Source organism: Myxococcus sp. CA023 (genome assembly GCF_010998615.1).
Classification (GTDB): Bacteria; Myxococcota; Myxococcia; order Myxococcales; family Myxococcaceae; genus Myxococcus.
Genome location: NZ_JAAEAH010000090.1, coordinates 17,220 through 36,923 on the forward strand (window position 1 = coordinate 17,220; position 19,704 = coordinate 36,923).

The following is a 19,704-nucleotide window of genomic DNA, read 5'->3' on the forward strand; positions in this document are numbered from 1 at the left end:
CGGAAGTCGGGTGAAGGTGTCCGAAGTGACTTGCCCGCCGTCCGGGGGGCAGGCGGGCGGCACCTCGCACGACAGCGCTATTCTTGGGGCGAGAGGGCGTGGGGTAGTCTGCCGCGCACTCGCACCGTGCTCCCCTCCGACTCCTCATCATGGAACCGCCGCCTTTGGCCGGCGGCAGCCTTTCAGTTCGCGCTCATCGCAGGGGTGACGCAGCTGAAGACGGCTTCCAACGCCCTGGTGCTGTCGCGCTTCGAGTCCCAGGCGCTGCCGTACCTGTACCTGCTGGGTGCGTTGATGACGGCGGCCATGACGGTGCTGCCGCGCTCCAAGCCGGGCTCGCCCTTCGAGTCCCCGGGCCTGCTCACGGGCATGGGCGGCGTGGTGGCGCTGGTGCTGGCGGGGGCCCTGTCCGCGGGGCAGCGCATGCCCGCGCTGGCGCTGTACCTCTTCGCGGACACCTTCTCCACGTTCGTGTCCTTCCGCTTCTGGGGCCGCATGGCGGCCGCCTTCGACGCGCGTGAGGCGCGCCGGGCCTTCACCGCGCTCAACGGCTTCGCCATGGGCGGAGGCATCGCCGGAGGTCTGCTGGTGCAGGGCCTGGCGGTGAAGCTGGGCACGCCGGCCATCGTGGTGAGCGGCGCCGTGGGTCTGCTGGCCGCGGGCGCCATCTTCCACCACCTGTACAAGGGCCTGCCGCCCACGCCGCCGCGCGGCCGCCCCGCGTCCTTCCTGGGGCTGCGCTATCTGGCGGAGAGCCCCTACGCCCAGGTGCTGGCGGCGCTGGGCATCGCGTTCGCGGTGCTGTCGTCGTTCGTGGACTACCTCTTCCGGCTGCGCCTGGAAGGCACGCTGAGCGAGGACGCGCTGACGGCGCTCTTCGGTTCGCTCCAGCTCTGGATTGGCTTGTTCTGCGTGGCCTTCCAACTGCTAGTGGCTCAGCGCCTGCTGAAGCGGCTGGGGCTCCTGCGCTACGTGGCGATGGTTCCGCTGGTCCTGGCCCCGCTGGCGGGCGCGGCGCTCGTCACCCCCAGCTTGTGGCCGGTGCACCTGCTGCGACTGGTGGAGACGGCGGTGAGCTACTCCATCCTCCCGGTGGGCATCCAGTTGCTCTACGCCGCGGTGCCGGATGACCAGCGCGAGGGCCTGCGCGCCACGGTGGACGGGCTGCTGCGCAAGGGCGGCGTCGTGCTGGCCGGCCTGCTGCTCATCGGCGCGGGGCGCGCGGCCACCGGCACCTTCATGGCCGTGGCGGTGGTGGGCATGTGTGCGGGGCTGGGCCTGCTGCTGGTGCGGATGAAGCCCGCGTACGTGGCCGCGCTGGGCGAGCAGGTGGGGGCGCCCGAGGAAGAGGACGTGGCGCTGGAGGGCGAGGAGGAGCAGCGGCTGCTGGCCGAGGCCCTGGCGGCGCCTTCTCCGGAGCGGGTGCTGCGCGCGGTGGCGATGATGGAGCAGGCGGAGGTGCCGCTGCGTCCGCACCTGTCCGCGCTGCTTCGTCACCCGCACGAGCGCGTATTGGAGCGCGGCGTCTCCCTGGCCCTGGAGCTGGAGGCGCACGAACTGGCGCCGGTGCTGGAGCGGTTGGTGGAGGAAGGGCCACGTCGGCCTCGGGACCAGGCCGTGTGGGCCCTGGCGCGGTTGTCACCGGAGCGGGCGGAGCGCCTGCTGCCCGCGCTGCTGACCCACCCGGACGTGGGCCTGCGCTGCGCGGCCATTGGCGCGCTGGTGAAGTCGACGGGGAGCGCCGTGGCGCTGGACGCGCTGCGGGCGATGTTGTCGCGCGGCGAGGGCGCACCGGTGCCCGAGCGCCGCGAGGTGGCGCGGCTGCTGGGGCGCATCCAGAACTCACGCTTCGCGGAGCCGCTGGCGCGCTATCTGGAGGACGCGGACGGCTCCGTGCGGCACGTGGCCCTGGTCGCGGTGGGCAAGGGCCGCTACGCGGAGCTGGCGCCCCGGCTGCTGCCGTTCCTCACCTGGCGGGAGGAACGCAAGGCGGCGCGCGAGGCGCTGGTGGCGCTGGGCGACGAGGTGACGCCACTGGTGGAGGACCAGCTCAACAAGCACATGGCGCCGCTGGCGATGCGGCTGCAACTGCCCCGTGTGCTGCGCGGCATCGGAACACCGGCGGCGCTGGACGCGCTGCTGTTCTCCAACGTGCGCGACGACGCGTCCCTGCACTTCCGGATTGGCGCGCAGATGTCGCGCCTGCGCGACGAGCACCCCGAGCATCCCGTGGACGTGGAGCGCGTGCGCGAGGCCCTGGGCCGGCGGCGGGAGGTCTACCGCAACCTGGTGGGCGCCTTCCGCGACCTGCGCGCGGCGCTGGGGGATGGCTCGCTGCTCACGCGCGCGGTGGGCGACCGGATGGACCAGGCGTTGGAATTGTCCTTCTTCCTCCTGGGGTTGCTCCATCCGTCGCACGTGATGCGCGGCATCCACTACAACCTGGTGGGGCCGGACCTGCGCCGTCGCGCGTTGGCGCTGGAGCTGTTGGAGAACCTGGTCGACGAAGAGGACCGGGAGTTGGTGATGGAGCAGGTGGAGGCGCACCACCGCGAACTTCCACCCGGCGCGCCCGGCCGGTTGTGGCGGCGGCTGGCGGCGCTGGTCCAGAGCGAAGACGGAGTGCTGCGCGCGTGTGCCCGCCATGTGGCGTGGGTGAACGGGCTGCACGTGCTCCCGCAGGAAGGTGACATGAGCGACAGGACAGTCCAGCGGATGTTCGCGCTGGAAGGGGTGAGTGTCTTCTCCCAGTGCGACGTGGATGACATCGCCGCCATCGCCGCCGTGGCACGCGAGGCGTCGTTCCGCGCGGGAGAGCGCATCTACGCCCAGGGCGACCCGGGCGACGCGCTCTACGTCATCGTCGACGGCGCCGTGGATGCCTTCCACGACGGCGAGCACGTGCTGCGCTTCCAGGGCAAGCAGGCCTTCGGCGAGGTGAGCCTGCTCGACGGCGCACCGCGTCCCACGGACATGGTGGCCGCGGTGGACACGCGGGTGCTCATCATCGACCGGCGTGACTTCTTGGATTTGCTCGCGGACCGGCCGGAGCTGCTGACGGGCTTCTTCCGCGCGGTGAGCCTGCAGCTCCAGGCGCTCATCGACCTGCCGGACTCGCGCGAGACGGGCGAGCGGCTGGAGATGACGGCGCCGCTGGGCCCCCTGGCGCCGCCGCTGCCGGATGGGCCGGCGCCGGATGGAAACGACGACCGCTCGCGCGACGACTCCTGAACCGAGCGGCGCGGGGACGTCCCTCCCGTCACCACGCGTCGGCGGGGCGGGGCATCTCGGCTTCGGGCGGCGAGGCGTTCGCACCGGCGGCGAGCGCCTTCCTGGCCGCGGCCACGTCCTCCTCCAGCAGGTGCGCGGAGGCGACGGGGATGAGCGGCCGGACGAAGAACTTCATCGGAGGAAATGAGCCCAGGAATCGGACCACCGCCAGCCCGGCGAACACCCAGGGGTGGCGCTCCGTGCTGGAGATGGGCGCGAAGACCTCCTCCGTGCGCCGTCCCCAGGACGCGCCGTACCGCTGAAGCGCGCCCCACCGAAAGCCCGGCACGCGCGTGGTGAGCACCGTCCACACCCGCAGGAACCAGGGCGGCCGCGTGGGCCCCGCGGATGGCTCCCAGGCCCGCGCGCTCTTGGCGGCGGTGAAGACCACCCACCACCACGCGCCCCAGGCGGTGAACAGGGCGGTGAAGACGATGCGGGAGGCGCACATGAACGGGAGGGTGATCAGCACCAGCGCCGGCACGCCCACCATGAGCAGCAGGAAGGACCGCCAGCGTCGCTTCAACTTCTTGCGCAACCACACCATGTTGAGGCGAACGCGCGGCGGGAACTCTTCGTCCTCTGGCTCCAGCCCCGTGAGCAGGCTGGCCTTGCGGGAGATGGCGTCGTGGTAGTCCCGCGACAGGGCGATGACCACCCACTGCGCCAACTGCAGCGCGGCGAACAGCGCCGCCCAGAAGGCCAGGCCCCACACGGAGAAGCCATTCACCGTCCAGGTGCTCTTTTCGTGAGCAGGAGCCTGGGTGTCCTCGGCGGTGTGTGGGGCATCCGCCGCGGCGTCGGTGCGCTCCTTGGCGGAATACGCCGGGGCCTCCGATTCCAGGTCCTTCGTGGCCTCCATCACCAGCGCGGTGATGGCCTTCGCCAGGGACGTGCCCGCATCGGCCCCCTGGGCCGCGGCCTCCACGTCCCGGATGCGCTGCTCCAGCCTCGCTTCGGGCGTGTCCGCGGGGATGGGGGAGGGCTTCTGGGCGTCCGGAGTGGCTCCCGCGACGCCCTCTGCCTCTCCGGTGCGGGTGTTCTCGGGCTGCACTTCGGGAGCTGAGGGCGGCCCCTCGCCAGCGTGCTGCGCTTCGGCCTGCTTGCGCCGGGCAACCTGCGCGTCGATTTCCTGGAGGCGTTGGATGGTCTGAGCTTCAACCTCTTTCGCACGCCGGGTGGCAGCTGCCGCCTCCTTCTTGACGTGCTGGTCGGCGAGGGCCTCGGCGACTTTTTGAATCTGCGCCGCCTTGGCGCGCGCTTCGGCTCGGGACTCCCGTTTGCTGGCGCTTTCCGCCGCTTCAGTTCCGGAAGTCATGAAACTCAAGGCCAATGCCAGAGCTGCAATAGATTGAAGAGCCCCGACACGAATGTATTGTTTGCGTGCGACCGGATCGCCCAGCAGCGCTCCACCGATGTGGAACGGCAGGCTCATGCCGTAGAAGAACTGGCGCAGGCGCCCTTCGGGCGGTTTCCGGTCTTTCGGTGAGAAGTGACGCGCACCCGCGCTCACCTCTCCCCAGAACTCGCGTGCCCGGGCCTCGCCCTGACCGGCAAACCCCTGCTCTGTGTGCTTGTGAACCTTGCCTTCGGGTGAGGAACCGCCGTGCCGCGTGTCGCTGTCTGCCACGTGTCTCAGCGTAGCACGAGCCGAGTTGTGCTAAAGGCGCACCTGTGAGCGCGAACCCTCTACGTCCTCGTCCCTTCCGCCAGCCGCTGTCCGGCGTGCTGGTCCTCGCACTCGGTGTCGTTGCCGGCTGCGAGAAGAGCAATCCCACTCCTCCTCCGGCCACCGCGCCGGAAGCCAAGGCTCCCGCTGCTCCTACCGAAGTCACGCTGCTCGTGACGGGTGGCGCGTTCGGCCAGCTCCAGGCCTCCGAGGGCAAGGGCGGCGCGGCGGAGCTGCTCGGCCGCTGGATGGCCGATGAGAAGCACTGTCCTGGTCCCGTGAAGGAGGGCCAGCCCACGTGCGCGGACGCCAGCACGCTGGCGCTCGCCACGGGTGACCACTGGAACGGCCCGGCCATCTCCTCCTTCTTCCTGGGCAAGCCCACGGCCGAGGTCATGGGCCGCATGGGCTACGCCGCCTCCGCCCTGGGCAACCATGAGCTGGCCTTCGGCAAGGAGGCCTTCCTCAAGAACCGTGGCGTGGGCGGCTTCCCGTTCCTCGCCGCCAACCTCAAGGTGAAGGACCCGGCGCTGGCGGGCGACCTGTCCATGCCGGCGTTCCAGATTTTCGAGCGCCGCGGCCTCAAGATTGGCGTGGTGGGCCTGGCGTCCGAGAAGACGGTCCGCACCGCCATGCCCGGCCGCGCGGATGGCCTGGAAGTGACGGGCTACGAGGAGGCGCTCACCACCGCCATTCCGGAGGCCCGCAAGGCCGGCGCGGACGTGGTCGTGGTGCTCGCCGACGAGTGCGTCACCGACCTGCAGCCCGCGGTGGCGAAGCACCCCGAGTGGAAGGTGGCGCTGGTGGCCGGTGGCCGCTGCGCGCAGCCCGTCGAGCTGAAGGACGGCGCGACCAGCTTCGTGTCGCTGGACCGTGGCTTCGGCAAGTACCTGCGCGCGCACGTCACCTTCGACCCGGCGAAGCCCGCGGGTGAGAAGCTGACCGGCCTGGATACCAAGGTCGTCGAGGTGTCGGGCGGCGCGCCGGACGCGGAGACGGCGCAACTGGTGGGCAAGTGGAAGACGCAGCTGGACGAGGTGCTGGGCCAGCAGATCGGCTTCTCCAAGGCCGGCATCCCCCATGCGTCACCCCAGATGGCGAAGTGGGTGGCGGGCGCGGTGCGCAACGTGCTCGGCACGGACGCGGCCGTCCTCAACAGCGGCGGCATCCGCGGCGACCTGCCCGCCGGTCCGGTGACCCGCGGCAGCATCTACTCGGTGATGCCCTTCGAGAACTCGCTCCTCATCGTGAAGCTGAAGGGCGAGGACCTGGCCCGGCAGTTGGCCAACCCGAACGCGCTCGTCTCCGGCTTCACGGCCGCGGGCAAGGGCAAGTTCAAGGACGCCAAGGGCAAGGCCCTGGACCCGAAGAAGGAGTACACGGTCGCCACGGTGGAGTACCTCTACTTCGGCGGTGACGGCTTCGAGTTCGAGAAGCTGGCCCCCGAGCCCACCGAGACGGGCATGGCGTGGCAGACGCCGGTGGTGGACTGGACCAAGGACCAGTCGAGCAGCGACAAGAAGCCGCTGGAGAAGCTGCTGAAGTAGTCCTCGCCGTCCTGCTTCTGTAGGTCCCCTGAAGCGCCGGAGGAGCCCACCTGGGCCCTTCCGGCGCTTCGTCGTTTCAGCGGGGCCGGGGGCTCACGGCGTTTCCATGGTAGGCGCCGCCGAGGGCGGGGTCGCCGCGGCGGGACGGGCATCGGGCCCGCACACGGCCTGATAGCGGGCCAGCGTGTCGTGCACGGTCCGCCGCAGCCGCTGCGGCGTGCCTTCGTGGAGCATGTCCACCGCGAGCTGCTGGGCGTCCAGCGCCTCCGGGCAGCGACCGAGCTGGAACAGGAGGGTGGACCACGTGTCCAGCACCGACGCGTTCCCCGGCGCCAGCGACAGGGCCCGCTGCGCCGCCGTCAGGCCCTTCTCCGGCTGGGCCGTGCGCGCGTAGTAGCCGGCCAGTCCGTTCTGCGCGCTCACGCTGCCGGGCAGCAGCTCCACCGCGCGGAGCCTCGCGGCTTCTTGCTCCTCGGACGTATTGCCCGCGGCGTCCAGCGCCTGTGCCATGGCGTTCCACGCGTGCCCGCTGTCGGGGTGGCGCTCCACCAGCTCCCGCGCCAGGGCGAGCCTGCGGAACGGATCCTCCGTGGAGCGGATGCGCAGCAACATGGCGTCCACGTTGCCGGGCTCCTCGCGCGTGGCTTCCGCCATCTCTCGTTCGATGTGGGGCAGCCGCTCCTCCGTGGGGGACGCGCCCGGTGTCATCAGGAACAGCTGGGCGCGGATGGCGTGGACCTCGGCCGCGCGCATGGGGCGCGTGTGTAGCGGGCTCGTCACGGGCGCCAACGGCGCGGTGATGGTGCGGTAATTCATGTGCCCAGGGCGGCGCACGTAGCCATTCAGCTCGCCAGCCAGGTCCTCCTCGCCGCGGAAGGCGGCCTCGAAGGCTTGCCGGGGTTCCTCGCCCTGCATGAGGCGCTTCTGGAAGTCCTCGAAGCGCGCGCCGTGCCGGCTGATGAAGAAGTGCACCCACAGCCAGGAGGACGCGTAGTACTGCCGCGACTCGGAGGTGCCGAGCAGCCCCTTGCTGTCCCACTCCCAGAGCTCGTCGAGCGTGCGCCAGCCGTGCCGCTGCACCTGGTTGTAGAAGGCCCCGTGGAGGCGGCCGAGGATGACCTCGCGCCGCTCCGGCCTGAGCGCGATGGTCTCCAGGTAGCTGGCCAGCCCTTCAGAGAGCCAGCGTGGTTGGCGGACGAGCGCGAGCTCAGAGAGGTAGTGCGTCAGCTCGTGGGCCTGGGTGGTGATGTCCGCGGTGGCTTCGCTGAGCGCGTAGGCGTGCCCGGCCAGCACCAGCAGCGGGCCATCCTCGGTGTTGGTGGAGAAGCCTTCGATGCGGATGTTGGTGAACTCCTCCAGCGCGCTGCGGTTGTGGAGGACGATGATGTCCACCGTGCCCGGCGGGTCGAAGCTGCCGCCCCAGGCTTGCAGCAGCCCTTCGCGGAGCAGCTCCAGCTCCTGGGCCGCTTCCTCGGCCGTCTCCGTGTCCAGGTTGGTGCGGACGGTGAAATGGGGACTGCGCACTTCCACCCAGGGACGGCCTCCCTCCAGGGGACACAAAGCGCGCATGCTCGTGCATCCCGATAGCAGGGCGAGCAGCCATCCCAGGAACGCCATCCGACACGTCATGGTCCTGCGTTTTCCCACAAAGCTTCATCGGAGGGCAGGGTGGCCCGCCACATCACTGGGGTAGAGTGCCGGCCCATGGAGATGGCGGAGTTCATCGAGTCCCGCAAGCCGCGCTGGGAGCAACTGGAGTCGCTGCTGGACCGGTCCGAATCCCACGGCCTGCGCGAGCTGAGCCTGGAGGATGCCAGGACGCTGGGGCGGCTGTATCGCGCCGTCTCCAGTGACTTGCTGTGGGTTCGCGCGCGCAGTGGCTCGGCGGACGTGAATGCCTACCTCAACGATTTGGTGGGGCGGGCGTACGCGCTGACATACCCGGGCCGGCGCCCGCGCCTGGCGGACGTGTGGGGCTTCGTGGCACGGGGCTTCCCCGCGCTGATGCGGCGCGAGTGGCGGATGTACGTGGCGTCGCTGCTGCTGCTGCTGGCGGGCGTGGGCTTCGGCTACGTGGGGATGATGGTGGACCCCGACGCGGCGCACTATCTGGTCCCCGCCGAGCACCTGAACCTGGACCCCGTCGAACGCGCGGCCGACGAGGCCGCGGGTGACGGCATGTCGGTGGGAGACCAGGCCCAGTTCACCACCTACCTCTTCACCCACAACATCCAGGTGGCCTTCCTGGCGTTCGCGCTGGGCATCACGGTGGGCTTGGGCACGGCCATCATGCTGTTCGTCAACGGCCTGTTCCTGGGCGCGCTCGCGCAAGTCTATGCGGCCAAGGGAATGGCGGGCTGGTTCTGGGCGTGGATTCTTCCGCACGGCATTCCGGAAATCACCGCCATCTGCATCGCGGGCGCCGCGGGATTGGTGATTGCGCGAGGCATGGTGGCCCCGCGAGGACTGCCCCGTGGACAGGCGGTGCGACAGGAGGCGGTGACGGCGGTGCGGCTGCTGTTCGGCACGCTCGTCCTGTTCGTGCTCGCGGGCTTCATCGAGGGCACGGTGTCCCAGATTCATCCGCCCAAGCTGTCGGTGGCGTTCAAGGTGTCCTTCGCGTTGACGGTGGGCGCGGGCGTGTACGCGTACCTGCTGTCGGACTGGCTGCGTGGGGGCCGCGCGGCGCCAGACGGCGGCGCTGAGTCCGCCCATGGATGAGCGCTTGTGGCTGCCTCCGCTTCCGAGTGAGCCGGAGGTCCTCATCGAGTGCCCGCGCTTCTCCTTCGTGAAGCGCCGCGCGGACGGGGCGGTGGACTTCGTGTCGCCGCTGCCGTGCCCGTACAACTACGGCAGCATCCCGGGCCTGACGTCGGATGAAGGCGACCCGCTGGACGCCGTCGTGATGGGGCCCCGGCTGGCACTGGGTCAACGGCTGTGTGTGCCGGTGGTGGGCGTCATCGGCTTCGTCGACGCGGGGCGGGGTGACCCGAAGGTGGTGTGCGCCGCCGCGCCCCTGACGGACGCCGATCGCGCGGGCCTGGAGCGCTTCTTCCAAGTCTACGCCCTCTTCAAGCAGGTGCTGCACCGCATGCGGGGCAACGTCCCGGACACACGCTTCATGGGGTGGCTGCCGTTGCCCGTCCCGGCGCCGGACGTGGCCCCGGAGGCTACAGCACGCCGCGCGCCTTGATGTCCAGGTAGCGGTTGACGGCGGCCAGGCTCAACTCATCCGGCTGCACGTCGAGCATCTGCACGCCGCCCTGACTCACGCGCGCCTTGAGCATTTCGCGGTCGGTGAGCAGCTCCGACGCCACCGCGTGCTGGAAGGCCTCTTCCGGGCTGGGGGGTGGTGTGCGCAGCAGCTTCTGGAGCGCGGTGTCCTTCACCGACAGGCACAGGGGGACGTGCCGCCGCGCCAGGCGGTGCAGCGGGGCCACCATGGTGGAGGCCTGCTCCTCGTCCAGGAAGTCGGTGAAGACACACAGCAGGCTGCGGCGCGTGAGGCGGAGGTTCAGCTCCTTGAAGAGCGCCAGGTAGTCCACGTACGTGAGGCTGGGCGTGGTGCCGTAGAGCGTGTCGACAATCTTCCGGTACTGCGTGCGTCCGGCCGCGGGCGGCAGGTATGCCTTCACGCCATCCGCGAAGACGGCCAGCCCCACGCGGTCGCCGTTGCGCACGGCCACGAAGGCCAGGAAGAGGGCCGCGTTCACCGCGTGGTCCAACTTGGTGAGGCCGTCCACCTGCGCGGCCATGGAGCGGCCCGCGTCCACGCAGATGAGGATGGACTGCGAGCGCTCCGACTCCAGCACGCGCGTCACCGGCCGCCCACGTCGCGCGGTGGCCTTCCAGTCCACGTCCCGCACGCTGTCGCCCTGGGCGTAGTCGCGCAGGCGGGCGAACTCGCTGCCACGCCCGTCGCGCCGCAGCTGCCGCAGGCCCAGGTTGACCAGGTCCAGCGCCGCGCCCGACAGCAGCAGCCGGTTGGCGCCGCGCAGGTCCGGGTACACGGCGATGTCCTGCGCCGCGGGGAACACGCGCTCGTGGAACACCAGCCCCAGCGGCCCGCGCACGCGGACGTGCACGTCTCCAAACTGGAAGCGGCCGCGCTTCACGGGCGTCACCCGGTACACCCAGCGCGACTCGCTCCGCGCGGGCAGGTGCAGCGGGGCTTCGTCCGGCGTGGCCGCGAAGCCGTCCGGCACGTCGTCCCGGACGCGCACCTGGACGGCGCCGCCGCTCCGGTGAATCAGCCGCACCACCACCTTGTTGGCCACACCCACGTTGAGCCGCGCCGGCAGCACCCGGTGGACCTCCAGCCGGGCCCTCCGCGCGGTGAGCACGTCGAACACCGCCAGCGCCAGCACCAGCGCGTCCAGCGCGAGCACGGCGCCGCCAATGCCGGGGCTGAAGCCCGCCAGCATCATCGGCAGCGCGAGCAGCGCCAGCAGCACCCAGAGGCGCGGGGTGGGAATCACCGGGGGACCTCGACGCCGCGCACCACCTCGCGCAGCACGTCCGTCGGCGTGGCCCCGTCCAGCTCCGCGTCCGGCGACAGCAGCAGGCGGTGCTTCAGCACGGGCGCCGCCAGGAAGCGCACGTCGTCCGGGGTGACGAAGCCGCGCCCGCGCAGCGCCGCCAGGGCCTTGGCCGCCAGCAGCAGGTGCACGCCCGCGCGAGGCCCGGCTCCCAATCGAATGCGGCTGGAGGCGCGCGTGGCCGCCACCAGCTTGCGGACGTATGCCAGCACCGGCGGCTCCACCGTCACTTCATTCAGCGCGCCGCGCGCGGCCAGCAGCCCGTCCTTCGTCACCGCGGCATTGACGCCCGCGCGTTGCAGGTCTCCCGAGTCGAAGCCCCGGTGCACGGAGGCCAGAATCGCGTCCTCCTCCTCCGGCGCGGGGTAGCCCACCTCGATTTTCAGCAAGAAGCGGTCGAGCTGCGCCTCGGGCAGCGGATACGTGCCCTCGGACTCCACGGGGTTCTGCGTGGCGAACACGGTGAAGAGCGGGGAGAGCGACAGCACGCGGCCCTCCATGGACACCGAGCGCTCCTGCATGGCCTCCAGCAGCGCGGACTGCGTCTTCGCCGGGGCGCGGTTGATTTCGTCCGCCAGCAGCAGGTCCGTGAAGATGGGGCCGCGCACCAGCGTGAAGCCCTGCGTCTTCAGGTCGAACACGCTGGTGCCCAGGATGTCCGCGGGCATCAGGTCCGGGGTGAACTGGATGCGCTTGAACTCCGCGCCGATGCTGCGCGACAGGGCCTTGGCCATCAACGTCTTGGCCACGCCGGGCACGCCTTCCAGCAGGATGTGGCCGCCGGCGATGAGGCCACAGAGCATCAGCTCCAGGGCCTCGTCCTGGCCGACCACGGCCTTGCGCACCTCGGACAGCACGGCCTCGCGGATGGCGTGGGCGGCCTGCACGGCGTTACCAGCCGGGGTGGGGGAGGGGGCGGACAGGGTGTCGTTCATGTCGTTTCGGGAGGGCTGGGCCGGGCGGCGCCGGCGGAATGAAGGCGTTGTCGCAGCCGCGCCGCGCGCTCGGCGAGCTGCTGGAGGTCCGTGTCGCGCGTCACCGCGCGGCTGTCCGTGGTGAGCTCCTCGAGCCCCTGGGCCAGGTCCGCGCGGCCACGCTCGCGCAGGCCGTGGGTCACCGCGTCCGCGGACGCATGCGCGGGCAGGCCCGCGTGCAGGGCCAGGTCCTGGGTGAGGCCCCGGAGGATGAGCTGGGCGGAGAAGCCGTGGTGCCGGCCCTCGCGATAGAGGCGGCCCATGGCGAAGAGCGCGTCGGTGGCGCCCACGCGCGAGGACTCGGGCGGGGGCCGCGGACGGCCGAAGCGCTTGAGCGACACCGACCACAGCGCCACGCCGAGCAGCAACTGCAACACGGCGAAGTGCAGGCCGTAGCGGCGCGCGAAGTCCACCACCGAGCGCTCGTTGGTGAAGCCGTGGTGGAACTCATCGAATTCGATGGGGCCGGGGCCCATTGACGCCAGGGTGCTGAGCCAGAACTGCGCGTTGTCCGCGCGCGCCAGCGCCTGGTTCATCGCCAGCTCCGGGGCGCCCACCACCAGCACGCGGCCCTGCCCGTACGGCACCACCGCCGCCACGAACATGCCCAGCCGTTCATCCTCCAGGACGGGAACGGCCGTCTGGGGCAGCTCCAGGTAGGCCTGGACCTTCGCCTCCACGCGCTCCACGCCCAGCGTGTACGGCGTGGGCTGGGGCGGCACCAGCGTGCGCATGGGAAGGGTGGTGTCCGCCTTGAAGAGCTTCACGTTCAAGGCTTGCAGCACCGGGTTCTCCCGCGAGCCCCACGGCACGTAGATGGCGCTGCCGCCCTCGCGCACGTGCTTCAGCAGTTGCTCGGTTTCATCGTCGTCCAGCGCGGCCGCGCGGAAGGCGTTGAAGCCGGTGCGGGGGACGTGCTCGTCGGCCAGGCCCGCGTCGGGCTCGGCGGCCAGCGCCGTCTGGTCCGGGTCGTGCTCGTAGGCGCCGGACACCTCCACCGCCAGCAGCACCGGCGTGCCCAGTCCGGACACGATGCGCAGGTCCGCCATGCGGCGCGTCACCGGCAAGCCGCTCTCCTGGGCCAGCAGGAACAGGGCTCGCGCGCCGTCCTCCTGCGCGCGGTACGTGGACAGCGTGTCCGCGAACGTGTTGCGCCGGGCGCCTCGGACCAGGAAGGTGGTCAGCACCGCGGTGAGCAGCAGGCCCCCCACCACCAGCAGCGGGAAGCGGTCACGCACCGGCCACCTCCGGGCGTGAAGGCGCGGCCAGCAGGGGCTCGGTGAGCGCGCGGAACTCGCGGTAGCCGTCCACGCCCACCGGCAGGTTGCCGTACCAGGCGAAGTCGAAGCGCCGCGTCAGCTCCCGGAAGGGGGCCTTCCATTCCGCGCGGCCCCGGAACTGATACAGGTAGTCCCAGTTGCTCAGCGTCTCGTCATAGAGGATGGCGCCGTCGCGGTGGAGCCGGGATAGCAGCGCCAGGTAGAGGCTGCGCACCGCTTCGCGGTAGGCCCCCCGCGCCGCCAGTTCGTCCGCCAGGTGGGCCCAGCCCTCGGGAGGGCGTGACAGCGCGTGGTGGGCGTCCCCCGCCAGCGTGGACGCGTCCACCGTGGACACCTGCACACCTTCGGCGCCCGCGCGGCGCTTGTCGCGGTTCAGCGCCCGCAGCAGCACCACGCCCAGCACCGCGAGGGTGAGTGTCACCAGCACCACCACCAGCACGTTGGCCACGCTGGTGCCGGTGAGAAATGGCTGTGCCGTCTCCTGCCGCGGTTCCGCCGGCTCCCGCTCGAACAGCTTCTTCAGATACGCCCCCAGCCAGTCGATGAAGCGCTGCCACCAGCCTGGCGTCTCGGGTGGGGCCGTGGGCTCGGGGGCGTCCTTCTCCGCCTTGGGCGCGGCCTCCGCGAACTCGGGCCGGGCCAGGATGTCCTTCGCTCGCGCGGTGGCGGCACGTGCATCCGCCCGAGCCTGGGCGTCCACGGTGGCGCCCATCGTGGTGAGCCCCTGCGTCAGCGTGGCGCGGGCCTTGTCGCAGTCCTCCTCGTCGAAGGCCTGCCGCTCCACGCGGCGGACGAAGCGGTCCAGCTTCACGGCTTCGCCGGGCCCCAGGGACTCCAGGGGCGCGTACAGGCCCGCGGCGTCCTCATCCGTCGAGGCCTCACACGCCTCCGCGACCTCGCCCAGCCGCCGCAGCGCCTCGGCGGGGGCCAGGGGCTTCGCGTCCTCGGTGTCCTGGGCATGGGCCGGCGCCGCCGTCAGCAGGCCCAGGCCCAGCACCACCGCCAGCATCGCCGCGCCACGCGTCGCGCCCGGCGGAGGCAGGGGACGCCCCAAATCCCGGGACGGAAGCTGCTGGACGCTGGCCAGCAGGTCGAGCCCTTCCTGACGCACGCGCCCGTCCACCAGCAGCAGCGTGGCCGTCGCGGCGCGCACCGGCTCGAAGAGGGCGAACGTCGTCACCGCGAGGAAGATCAGCCACTGGCCGTTGTCCAGCGAGGCGAAGCGCTCCGCGAACGTCAGGTCCACGCCCACCAGCTTGCGGCCCAGGAACAGCAGGAAGTTGAAGGCGATGTGCAGGTTGAAGAAGGCCAGCACCTGCACGGACATGAGGCCGCGGACCCACAGCGCGGTGCCGCGCGCCGGTCCCAGCAGCCGTGAGCACGTGCCGTAGAGCTTCAGCGGGCTGCCTCGCCCCTGCATCACCGCCGCGTAGCCCACCCCGTGGGACTGCAGCAGGAGGTAGCCGAAGCCTCCCGTCACCATCACCACCAGGGTGTTGAGGCCCAGCAGGTACGCCACGGCGATGAAGAGCGCGGGCATCCGGCCCAGCGCGGCCTTGAGCGAGGCCCACGCGGAAGGCTCGCCCTGGGTGCCCAGCAGCAGCTCCTGCACGTAATGGCACGTCGCGCCCTGGCCCAGGCCCCGGAGGAACCACGCCAGCGTCAGCAGCACCGAAGGCACCACGAGCGGCCAGCCCATGCGCACCGACTCCGCCAGGTACAACATGGCGGCCACCACGGCCGCGCCGCCGGGCAGGGTGAGGGCCCAGACGCCCGCGTTGCGGGTGCACAGGCGCAGCGCGGCGTCCATCAAGGCCACCGCGTTGCGCGGGCGGAGTTCGAGCGCGGAGACGGCCATGGGCTAGCTCGCCGCCACTTGGGCCAGCAGGAGGATGCCGCCAAAGACGAGCGCCAGGCTCATCACCGCCAGCACGACGTTGCCCGCCGACCATTCGCGGCGCTCACCCGGGCCCTCCAGCGCCTTGAGGCGCTGGTCCAGGCAGCTGGCGCAGCGGTTGATGCCCTCGAACTGCGTGGTGCATTCCCGGCAGATGACGCGCCGGCACTCCACGCAGACGCCGAGGCCGGCGCGCTCCGGGTGGTAGTGGCAGCGGCCCGAGCCTTGAATCATGCCGCCACCTTAACGCACACCCGGGCCCGCCGTACCATTCCCGAAGCGGGGGACTACAGCTCGTCGAGGAACTCGTCGTTGTACGTGTAGCGGGACAGCCGCTTCACGAGCGCCTCCATGGCCTCCACCGGCTTCACGGAGAAGAGCATCTGCCGCAGCTTCTTCACCTTCTCGTACTCGCGGAGGGTGAAGAGCTTCTCCTCCTTGCGCGTGCCGGACTGGGGGATGTTGACGGCCGGGAAGACACGCTTCTCCGCCAGGAGCCGGTCCAGAGTGACCTCGGAGTTACCTGTTCCCTTGAACTCCTCGAAGATGACCTCGTCCATGCGGCTGCCGGTGTCGATGAGCGCCGTGCCGATGATGGTCAGCGAGCCGGCCTCCTCCGTCGCGCGGGCGGCGCCGAAGATGCGCTTGGGGCGCTCCAGGGCGCGGCTGTCCACGCCGCCGGACATGGTGCGGCCGGAGTTGTCCACCTCCTTGTTGAAGGCGCGGGCCAGACGCGTAATCGAGTCCAGGAGGACGACCACGTCCTTGCCGGACTCCACCAGCCGGCGCGCGCGCTCCAGGGCCAGCTCCGCCACCTTGAGGTGGTCCGCGGTGGGGCGGTCGGAGCTGGAGGCCAGCACCTCCGCCTTGATGCCCCGCCGCATGTCCGTCACTTCTTCCGGACGCTCGTCGATGAGCACCACCATGACGTGGCACTCCGGGTGGTTGGAGAGGATGGCCTGGGCGATGCGCTGGAGCATGATCGTCTTGCCCGTCTTGGGCGGGGCGACGATGAGCGCGCGCTGTCCCTTGCCAATGGGGGAGATGAGGTCCAGCACCCGGGTCACCATCTCCTTGTGACCGTTCTCCAGCTTGAGCCGCTCGGTGGGGTCCACCGACGTCAGGTCCGCGAAGTGCGGCAGCCGCGGCGCGCCATCGAGCGGCCGGCCGTCCACCGTGTCCACCTTCTGGATGACGCCCTTGTGGCCCCGCATCTGCGCGAAGGCGGTGATGTACTGGCCCTGCCGCAGCCGCAGCTTCTGGACCAGGTTCTTGGGCAGCTCCGGGTCATCCGGCGCCGCCAGCAGGTTGCGCTTGAGCTGGCGCAGGAAGGCGTTGGGGCCCTTGGCCTCCGTGTCCAGCACGCCCTCCACCGGCGAGAGGTTCGCCTGCTGCGAGGCCTGCTGGCCGCCGCCCCCGTGCTGTGCGTGGCGCGCGTGCTGCTGGCCCCCGCCGCCGTGCGCCGGCTGCGGTGGTTGCTGCTGTTGCTGTTGCTGCTGCGTCTGCCGCTGGCGGTACTGCTCCAGCTCCTGCGGCGTGAGGAACACCTGGACCTGCTGGCCGTCTGGTCCCGGCTGCATCCGGTAGGCCTGGCCATCCGGGGTGAAGAGGACCTGCGCGCCACGGCGACGGCGTCGACGGCGGCGGCGGCGGCCGGTGGCCTGGCCGGGCTGCCCGGGGGCGCCACCCTGTGCGCCCCCGCCGGAATCACCGTCGTCGGGCCCCTCGTCGTCGCCCTCGTCGCCACCGTCATCGTCCGGCTCGGGCGGCGCCACGGCGCGGGCGGCGGGAACAGGGGGGGCATCACGTGGGTCGCGGTTATCGGGGTTTTCGCTCATGAACGTTCCAGACTGTGTGCGCCCCGGGCGGCCGCTCCAGGAGGAGGGCGGGGACGCAAGGTGACTCAGGCCGTGGGACAGGAAGCGGACGCGGGGCCCTGGTGACGAGCAGGCCGAACCGCCGTTTCCTGGAGCACCCTGGCGGCCCAAAGCCGTCCGGAGTGCAGGGGTAACAGTAACAGAGGCCGGGGACGGCGCCGCCGCTTTTTTCGCGCGGTGTCGTCCGGCCGACCCCTCACCTGTTGATTCAGGGCCGCCGCCAGGACCTCAGCGGACGGTTATCTGGAAGGGCACCATCGCCTTCACGCCCGGCTGGAGCAACATCAGGTTCAGGCCGGCCGAGCGGGCCAGCGCCCGCAGGGACTCGGGCAGGGCGGGCTCTTGCGCGGGCAGCAGGGACAGCGCGGCGCGCACCCCGGGCTCACCGCCCAGCGCGGAGAAGAAGCCCCGCGCCTCGCCCATCACCACCAGGTCCAGCTCCTCGTCCGGAGGGATTCCGGCCCGCATCCGCGCGGAGTCCACCGCTTCCAGCAGGCCACCCAGCTTGTCCACCAGTCCGCGGGCGAGCGCGTCCTGGCCGCTCCACACCCGGCCCCGGGCGACCTCGTCCACCTTCGCCTTGTCCATCCTCCGCCGCAGCGCCACCTCGGTGATGAAGCTGTCGTAGGAGGCGTCCGCCCACGCCTGGGCCGCCTCCTGTTCCTCCGGCGTCCAGGGGCGCCATACGTCCAGGATGTCCGCCATTGGCGCGCGGGTCAGGCTCTCCTGGTGCACGCCCAACAGCCCGCCCAGCAGGCCCTCGAGGGCGGGCTTGATGTAGAAGACGCCGATGCTGCCCGTCAGCGTGGTGGGCAGGGCGAACACCTCGTGCGCGCCAATGGCGGCGTAGTAGCCACCGGACGCGGCCATGTCCCCCATGGAGGCGATGACGGGCTTGTGTTTGGCCGCCTCCATCACGGCTTCGTACATCAGGTGGGACGCCAGCACCTCGCCGCCGCCCGAGTCCACGCGCACGACGATGGCCGCCACGCTCGGGTCCGACTGCGCCTGCTCCAGCGCGCGAATGACCGTCTCCGCGCCCGCGAGGCGGCTGAAGCCCAGCGGGTCCTCGCGGCTGCGGCCGCCGATGATGTCGCCCAGCACCGGCACCACGGCGATGCGGCGCCGGCGGGCCCAGCGGCCATCGCGCTCGTCGCGCGGCGCGTACGTGGTGCTGAAGCGTCCACCCGGCACCAGCTCCTCCACCTTCTTGTCCAGCCCTGTCGAGGAGATGATGCCGTCCATCAACCCCAGCTCCACCGCGCGCTTCGGGTGGGGCAGGCCCAGAGCCCACAGCGCGTGCAGCCGCTCCACGGGCACCTTGCGGCCTTCCTGCACGGCCTTCTCGTAGACGGCCACCTCCGTGTCCAGGTAGGCGTTCGTGGACTCCAAGGACGCGTCGCTGGGCTCGGTGCGTGAGAGCTGCTCCGGGGCCGTCTTGAAGCGGCCCACCCGCGCCACGTCCCAGTGCACGCCCAGCTTCTCCATCGTCCCGCCGTACGTCTGGAGGTGCACGGCAAGACCGTTGATGTAGAGAATCGACTCCTGCAGCGCGTAGATGCGGTCCGCCGCCGAGGCGACGAAGTAGCCCAGGTCATCCGTGGACAGCACCACCGCCATCACCCGCTTGCCGGACGCGCGCAGCCGCAGCAGCGCCTGCCGTAGCTCCTCCGCCTTGCCCCAGCCCACCCCGGGCAGGCTCTCCATCTTCACCACTACGCCGGCCAGCCGGTCGTCCTGGGTGGCCAGGTCCAGCCACCGCGTCAGCCGCAGGTACGGGTCCGCCTCGCTGACGCCCAGCCATGAGAGGACGGGGCTGGTGCCGCCGCTCAATGCGTCATTCAAGTCCAGCAGCGTCACCACGCCGCCGCGCGGCGCGATGGAGCGGTAGGTCTCCGACGACAGGCGCACCGCCACCAGGTGGTCCAGCCCCGCGTTCGTCCCGCCCGCCGCGTAGGTGAGGCCCAGGTGTGAGGTGTCCACCGTGGCCGCCACCTGGAGCGCGATGGGCACCCCGGAGGTGAAGCCGTGCGACACGCCCGCGCCCAGGCGGAGGCCCGGAATCACCTCCGCGTTGACGGTGTACGTCGCCTGGCCCTGGCGGAAGGCGCCTTCGGAGAAGAGCCAGTCCACGCCCAGCGTGTAGCGCTCATCCAGCGGGCGCACGCCCACGCCCAGGTTGTACTGCCGCTTCAGCGCCAGCGTGCCCTCGGAGGGGGCGTTGACGTCGCGCACCACCGCGCCCAGCGACAGCGCCCGCAAGGGGCGCGCCGTGAGGCCCACGTCGAAGGTGTCCAGCGCGTCGATGTCCCGGTTGGATGAACCGTAGGAGTGCCACGAACCGCCGAGCTGCAGCGTGCGCGTACCCAGGGAGAGACCCAGGGACGTGCGGCGGTAGTCCGGCTCCGCCCGTCCGCGAATCCACTCCATGGCGCCGCCCAGGCCCAGGCCGAGCAGGCGCGTGGCCAGGAAGACGCCGTCTCCCAGGCCGTCATGCACGAGGTTGCGCTCGTGCAGGTAGAAGAGCTGACTGCCGTTGACGAAGCCCAGGCCCGCGGGGTTGAGCGACAGGGCGGTGGCTTCATCCACCAGCGCGGCGCCCGTGGGCGGCAGCGTCATCCCCCGGGAGGGCCTGTCTCTTATACACATCTC

At 71.2% G+C, this 19,704-nt stretch carries 13 protein-coding genes; 5 read left to right on the forward strand and 8 right to left on the reverse strand.

The genetic code is table 11. The features are described from left to right. Nucleotides 1–126 precede the first annotated feature (126 nt). Nucleotides 127–3,231, forward strand: a complete 3,105-nt coding sequence (locus F8M74_RS31290) for a cyclic nucleotide-binding domain-containing protein (protein WP_141257352.1) — start codon at nucleotides 127–129, stop codon at nucleotides 3,229–3,231. Between the two features lie 28 nt (nucleotides 3,232–3,259). Here F8M74_RS31290 and F8M74_RS38210 read toward each other — a convergent pair whose 3' ends face one another. After that, nucleotides 3,260–4,324, reverse strand: coding sequence for a hypothetical protein (locus tag F8M74_RS38210; protein ID WP_228560013.1), 1,065 nt, complete (start codon nucleotides 4,322–4,324; stop codon nucleotides 3,260–3,262). Between the two features lie 30 nt (nucleotides 4,325–4,354). On the opposite strand from F8M74_RS38210, the gene F8M74_RS38215 reads away from it, so the two are divergent. After that, nucleotides 4,355–4,759 (forward strand): hypothetical protein, encoded by a 405-nt coding sequence (locus F8M74_RS38215; protein WP_228560015.1) that lies wholly within the window; start codon nucleotides 4,355–4,357, stop codon nucleotides 4,757–4,759. 185 nt (nucleotides 4,760–4,944) lie between these two features. After that, nucleotides 4,945–6,486, forward strand: a complete 1,542-nt coding sequence (locus F8M74_RS31300) for a bifunctional UDP-sugar hydrolase/5'-nucleotidase (RefSeq protein WP_141257350.1) — start codon at nucleotides 4,945–4,947, stop codon at nucleotides 6,484–6,486. A 93-nt stretch (nucleotides 6,487–6,579) separates the two neighbouring features. Here F8M74_RS31300 and F8M74_RS31305 read toward each other — a convergent pair whose 3' ends face one another. After that, nucleotides 6,580–8,055 (reverse strand): hypothetical protein, encoded by a 1,476-nt coding sequence (locus F8M74_RS31305; protein WP_228560017.1) that lies wholly within the window; start codon nucleotides 8,053–8,055, stop codon nucleotides 6,580–6,582. Between the two features lie 135 nt (nucleotides 8,056–8,190). Between F8M74_RS31305 and F8M74_RS31310 the strand changes: the two genes are divergently transcribed. Further along, on the forward strand, nucleotides 8,191–9,207 hold the full coding sequence (locus F8M74_RS31310) for a stage II sporulation protein M (protein ID WP_090489437.1): 1,017 nt from the start codon (nucleotides 8,191–8,193) through the stop codon (nucleotides 9,205–9,207). Further along, nucleotides 9,200–9,679 carry an inorganic diphosphatase gene (locus F8M74_RS31315; protein ID WP_171410460.1) on the forward strand — a complete coding sequence of 160 codons (480 nt, stop codon included), beginning with the start codon at nucleotides 9,200–9,202 and terminating at the stop codon, nucleotides 9,677–9,679. The genes F8M74_RS31310 and F8M74_RS31315 overlap by 8 nt, the downstream gene beginning before the upstream one ends. Here F8M74_RS31315 and F8M74_RS31320 read toward each other — a convergent pair. From F8M74_RS31320 to rho, 6 genes are read right to left on the reverse strand one after another with little or no spacing between them, the layout of a single operon-like run. Continuing rightward, nucleotides 9,657–10,964, reverse strand: coding sequence for a DUF58 domain-containing protein (locus F8M74_RS31320; protein WP_141257348.1), 1,308 nt, complete (start codon nucleotides 10,962–10,964; stop codon nucleotides 9,657–9,659). The two genes, F8M74_RS31315 and F8M74_RS31320, sit on opposite strands and share 23 nt — an antisense overlap. Further along, a complete protein-coding gene (locus tag F8M74_RS31325) occupies nucleotides 10,961–11,959 on the reverse strand; it encodes a MoxR family ATPase (protein WP_141257347.1) in 999 nt (332 codons plus the stop codon). Before F8M74_RS31325 ends, F8M74_RS31320 begins: the two co-directional genes overlap by 4 nt. After that, a complete protein-coding gene (locus tag F8M74_RS31330) occupies nucleotides 11,956–13,236 on the reverse strand; it encodes a DUF4350 domain-containing protein (RefSeq protein ID WP_141607809.1) in 1,281 nt (426 codons plus the stop codon). The genes F8M74_RS31325 and F8M74_RS31330 overlap by 4 nt, the downstream gene beginning before the upstream one ends. After that, entirely contained in the window at nucleotides 13,229–15,136 is a 1,908-nt protein-coding gene (locus tag F8M74_RS31335) for a DUF4129 domain-containing protein (RefSeq protein ID WP_141258954.1), read from the reverse strand. The genes F8M74_RS31330 and F8M74_RS31335 overlap by 8 nt, the downstream gene beginning before the upstream one ends. Nucleotides 15,137–15,139: 3 nt before the next feature. After that, the gene (locus F8M74_RS31340; protein WP_141258955.1) at nucleotides 15,140–15,409 is read right to left on the reverse strand and encodes a hypothetical protein; all 270 of its coding nucleotides are present in this window, start codon (nucleotides 15,407–15,409) and stop codon (nucleotides 15,140–15,142) included. A 53-nt stretch (nucleotides 15,410–15,462) separates the two neighbouring features. Then, nucleotides 15,463–17,013, reverse strand: coding sequence for a transcription termination factor Rho (gene rho / locus F8M74_RS31345; RefSeq protein WP_141258956.1), 1,551 nt, complete (start codon nucleotides 17,011–17,013; stop codon nucleotides 15,463–15,465). Between the last annotated feature and the right edge of the window lie 2,691 nt (nucleotides 17,014–19,704).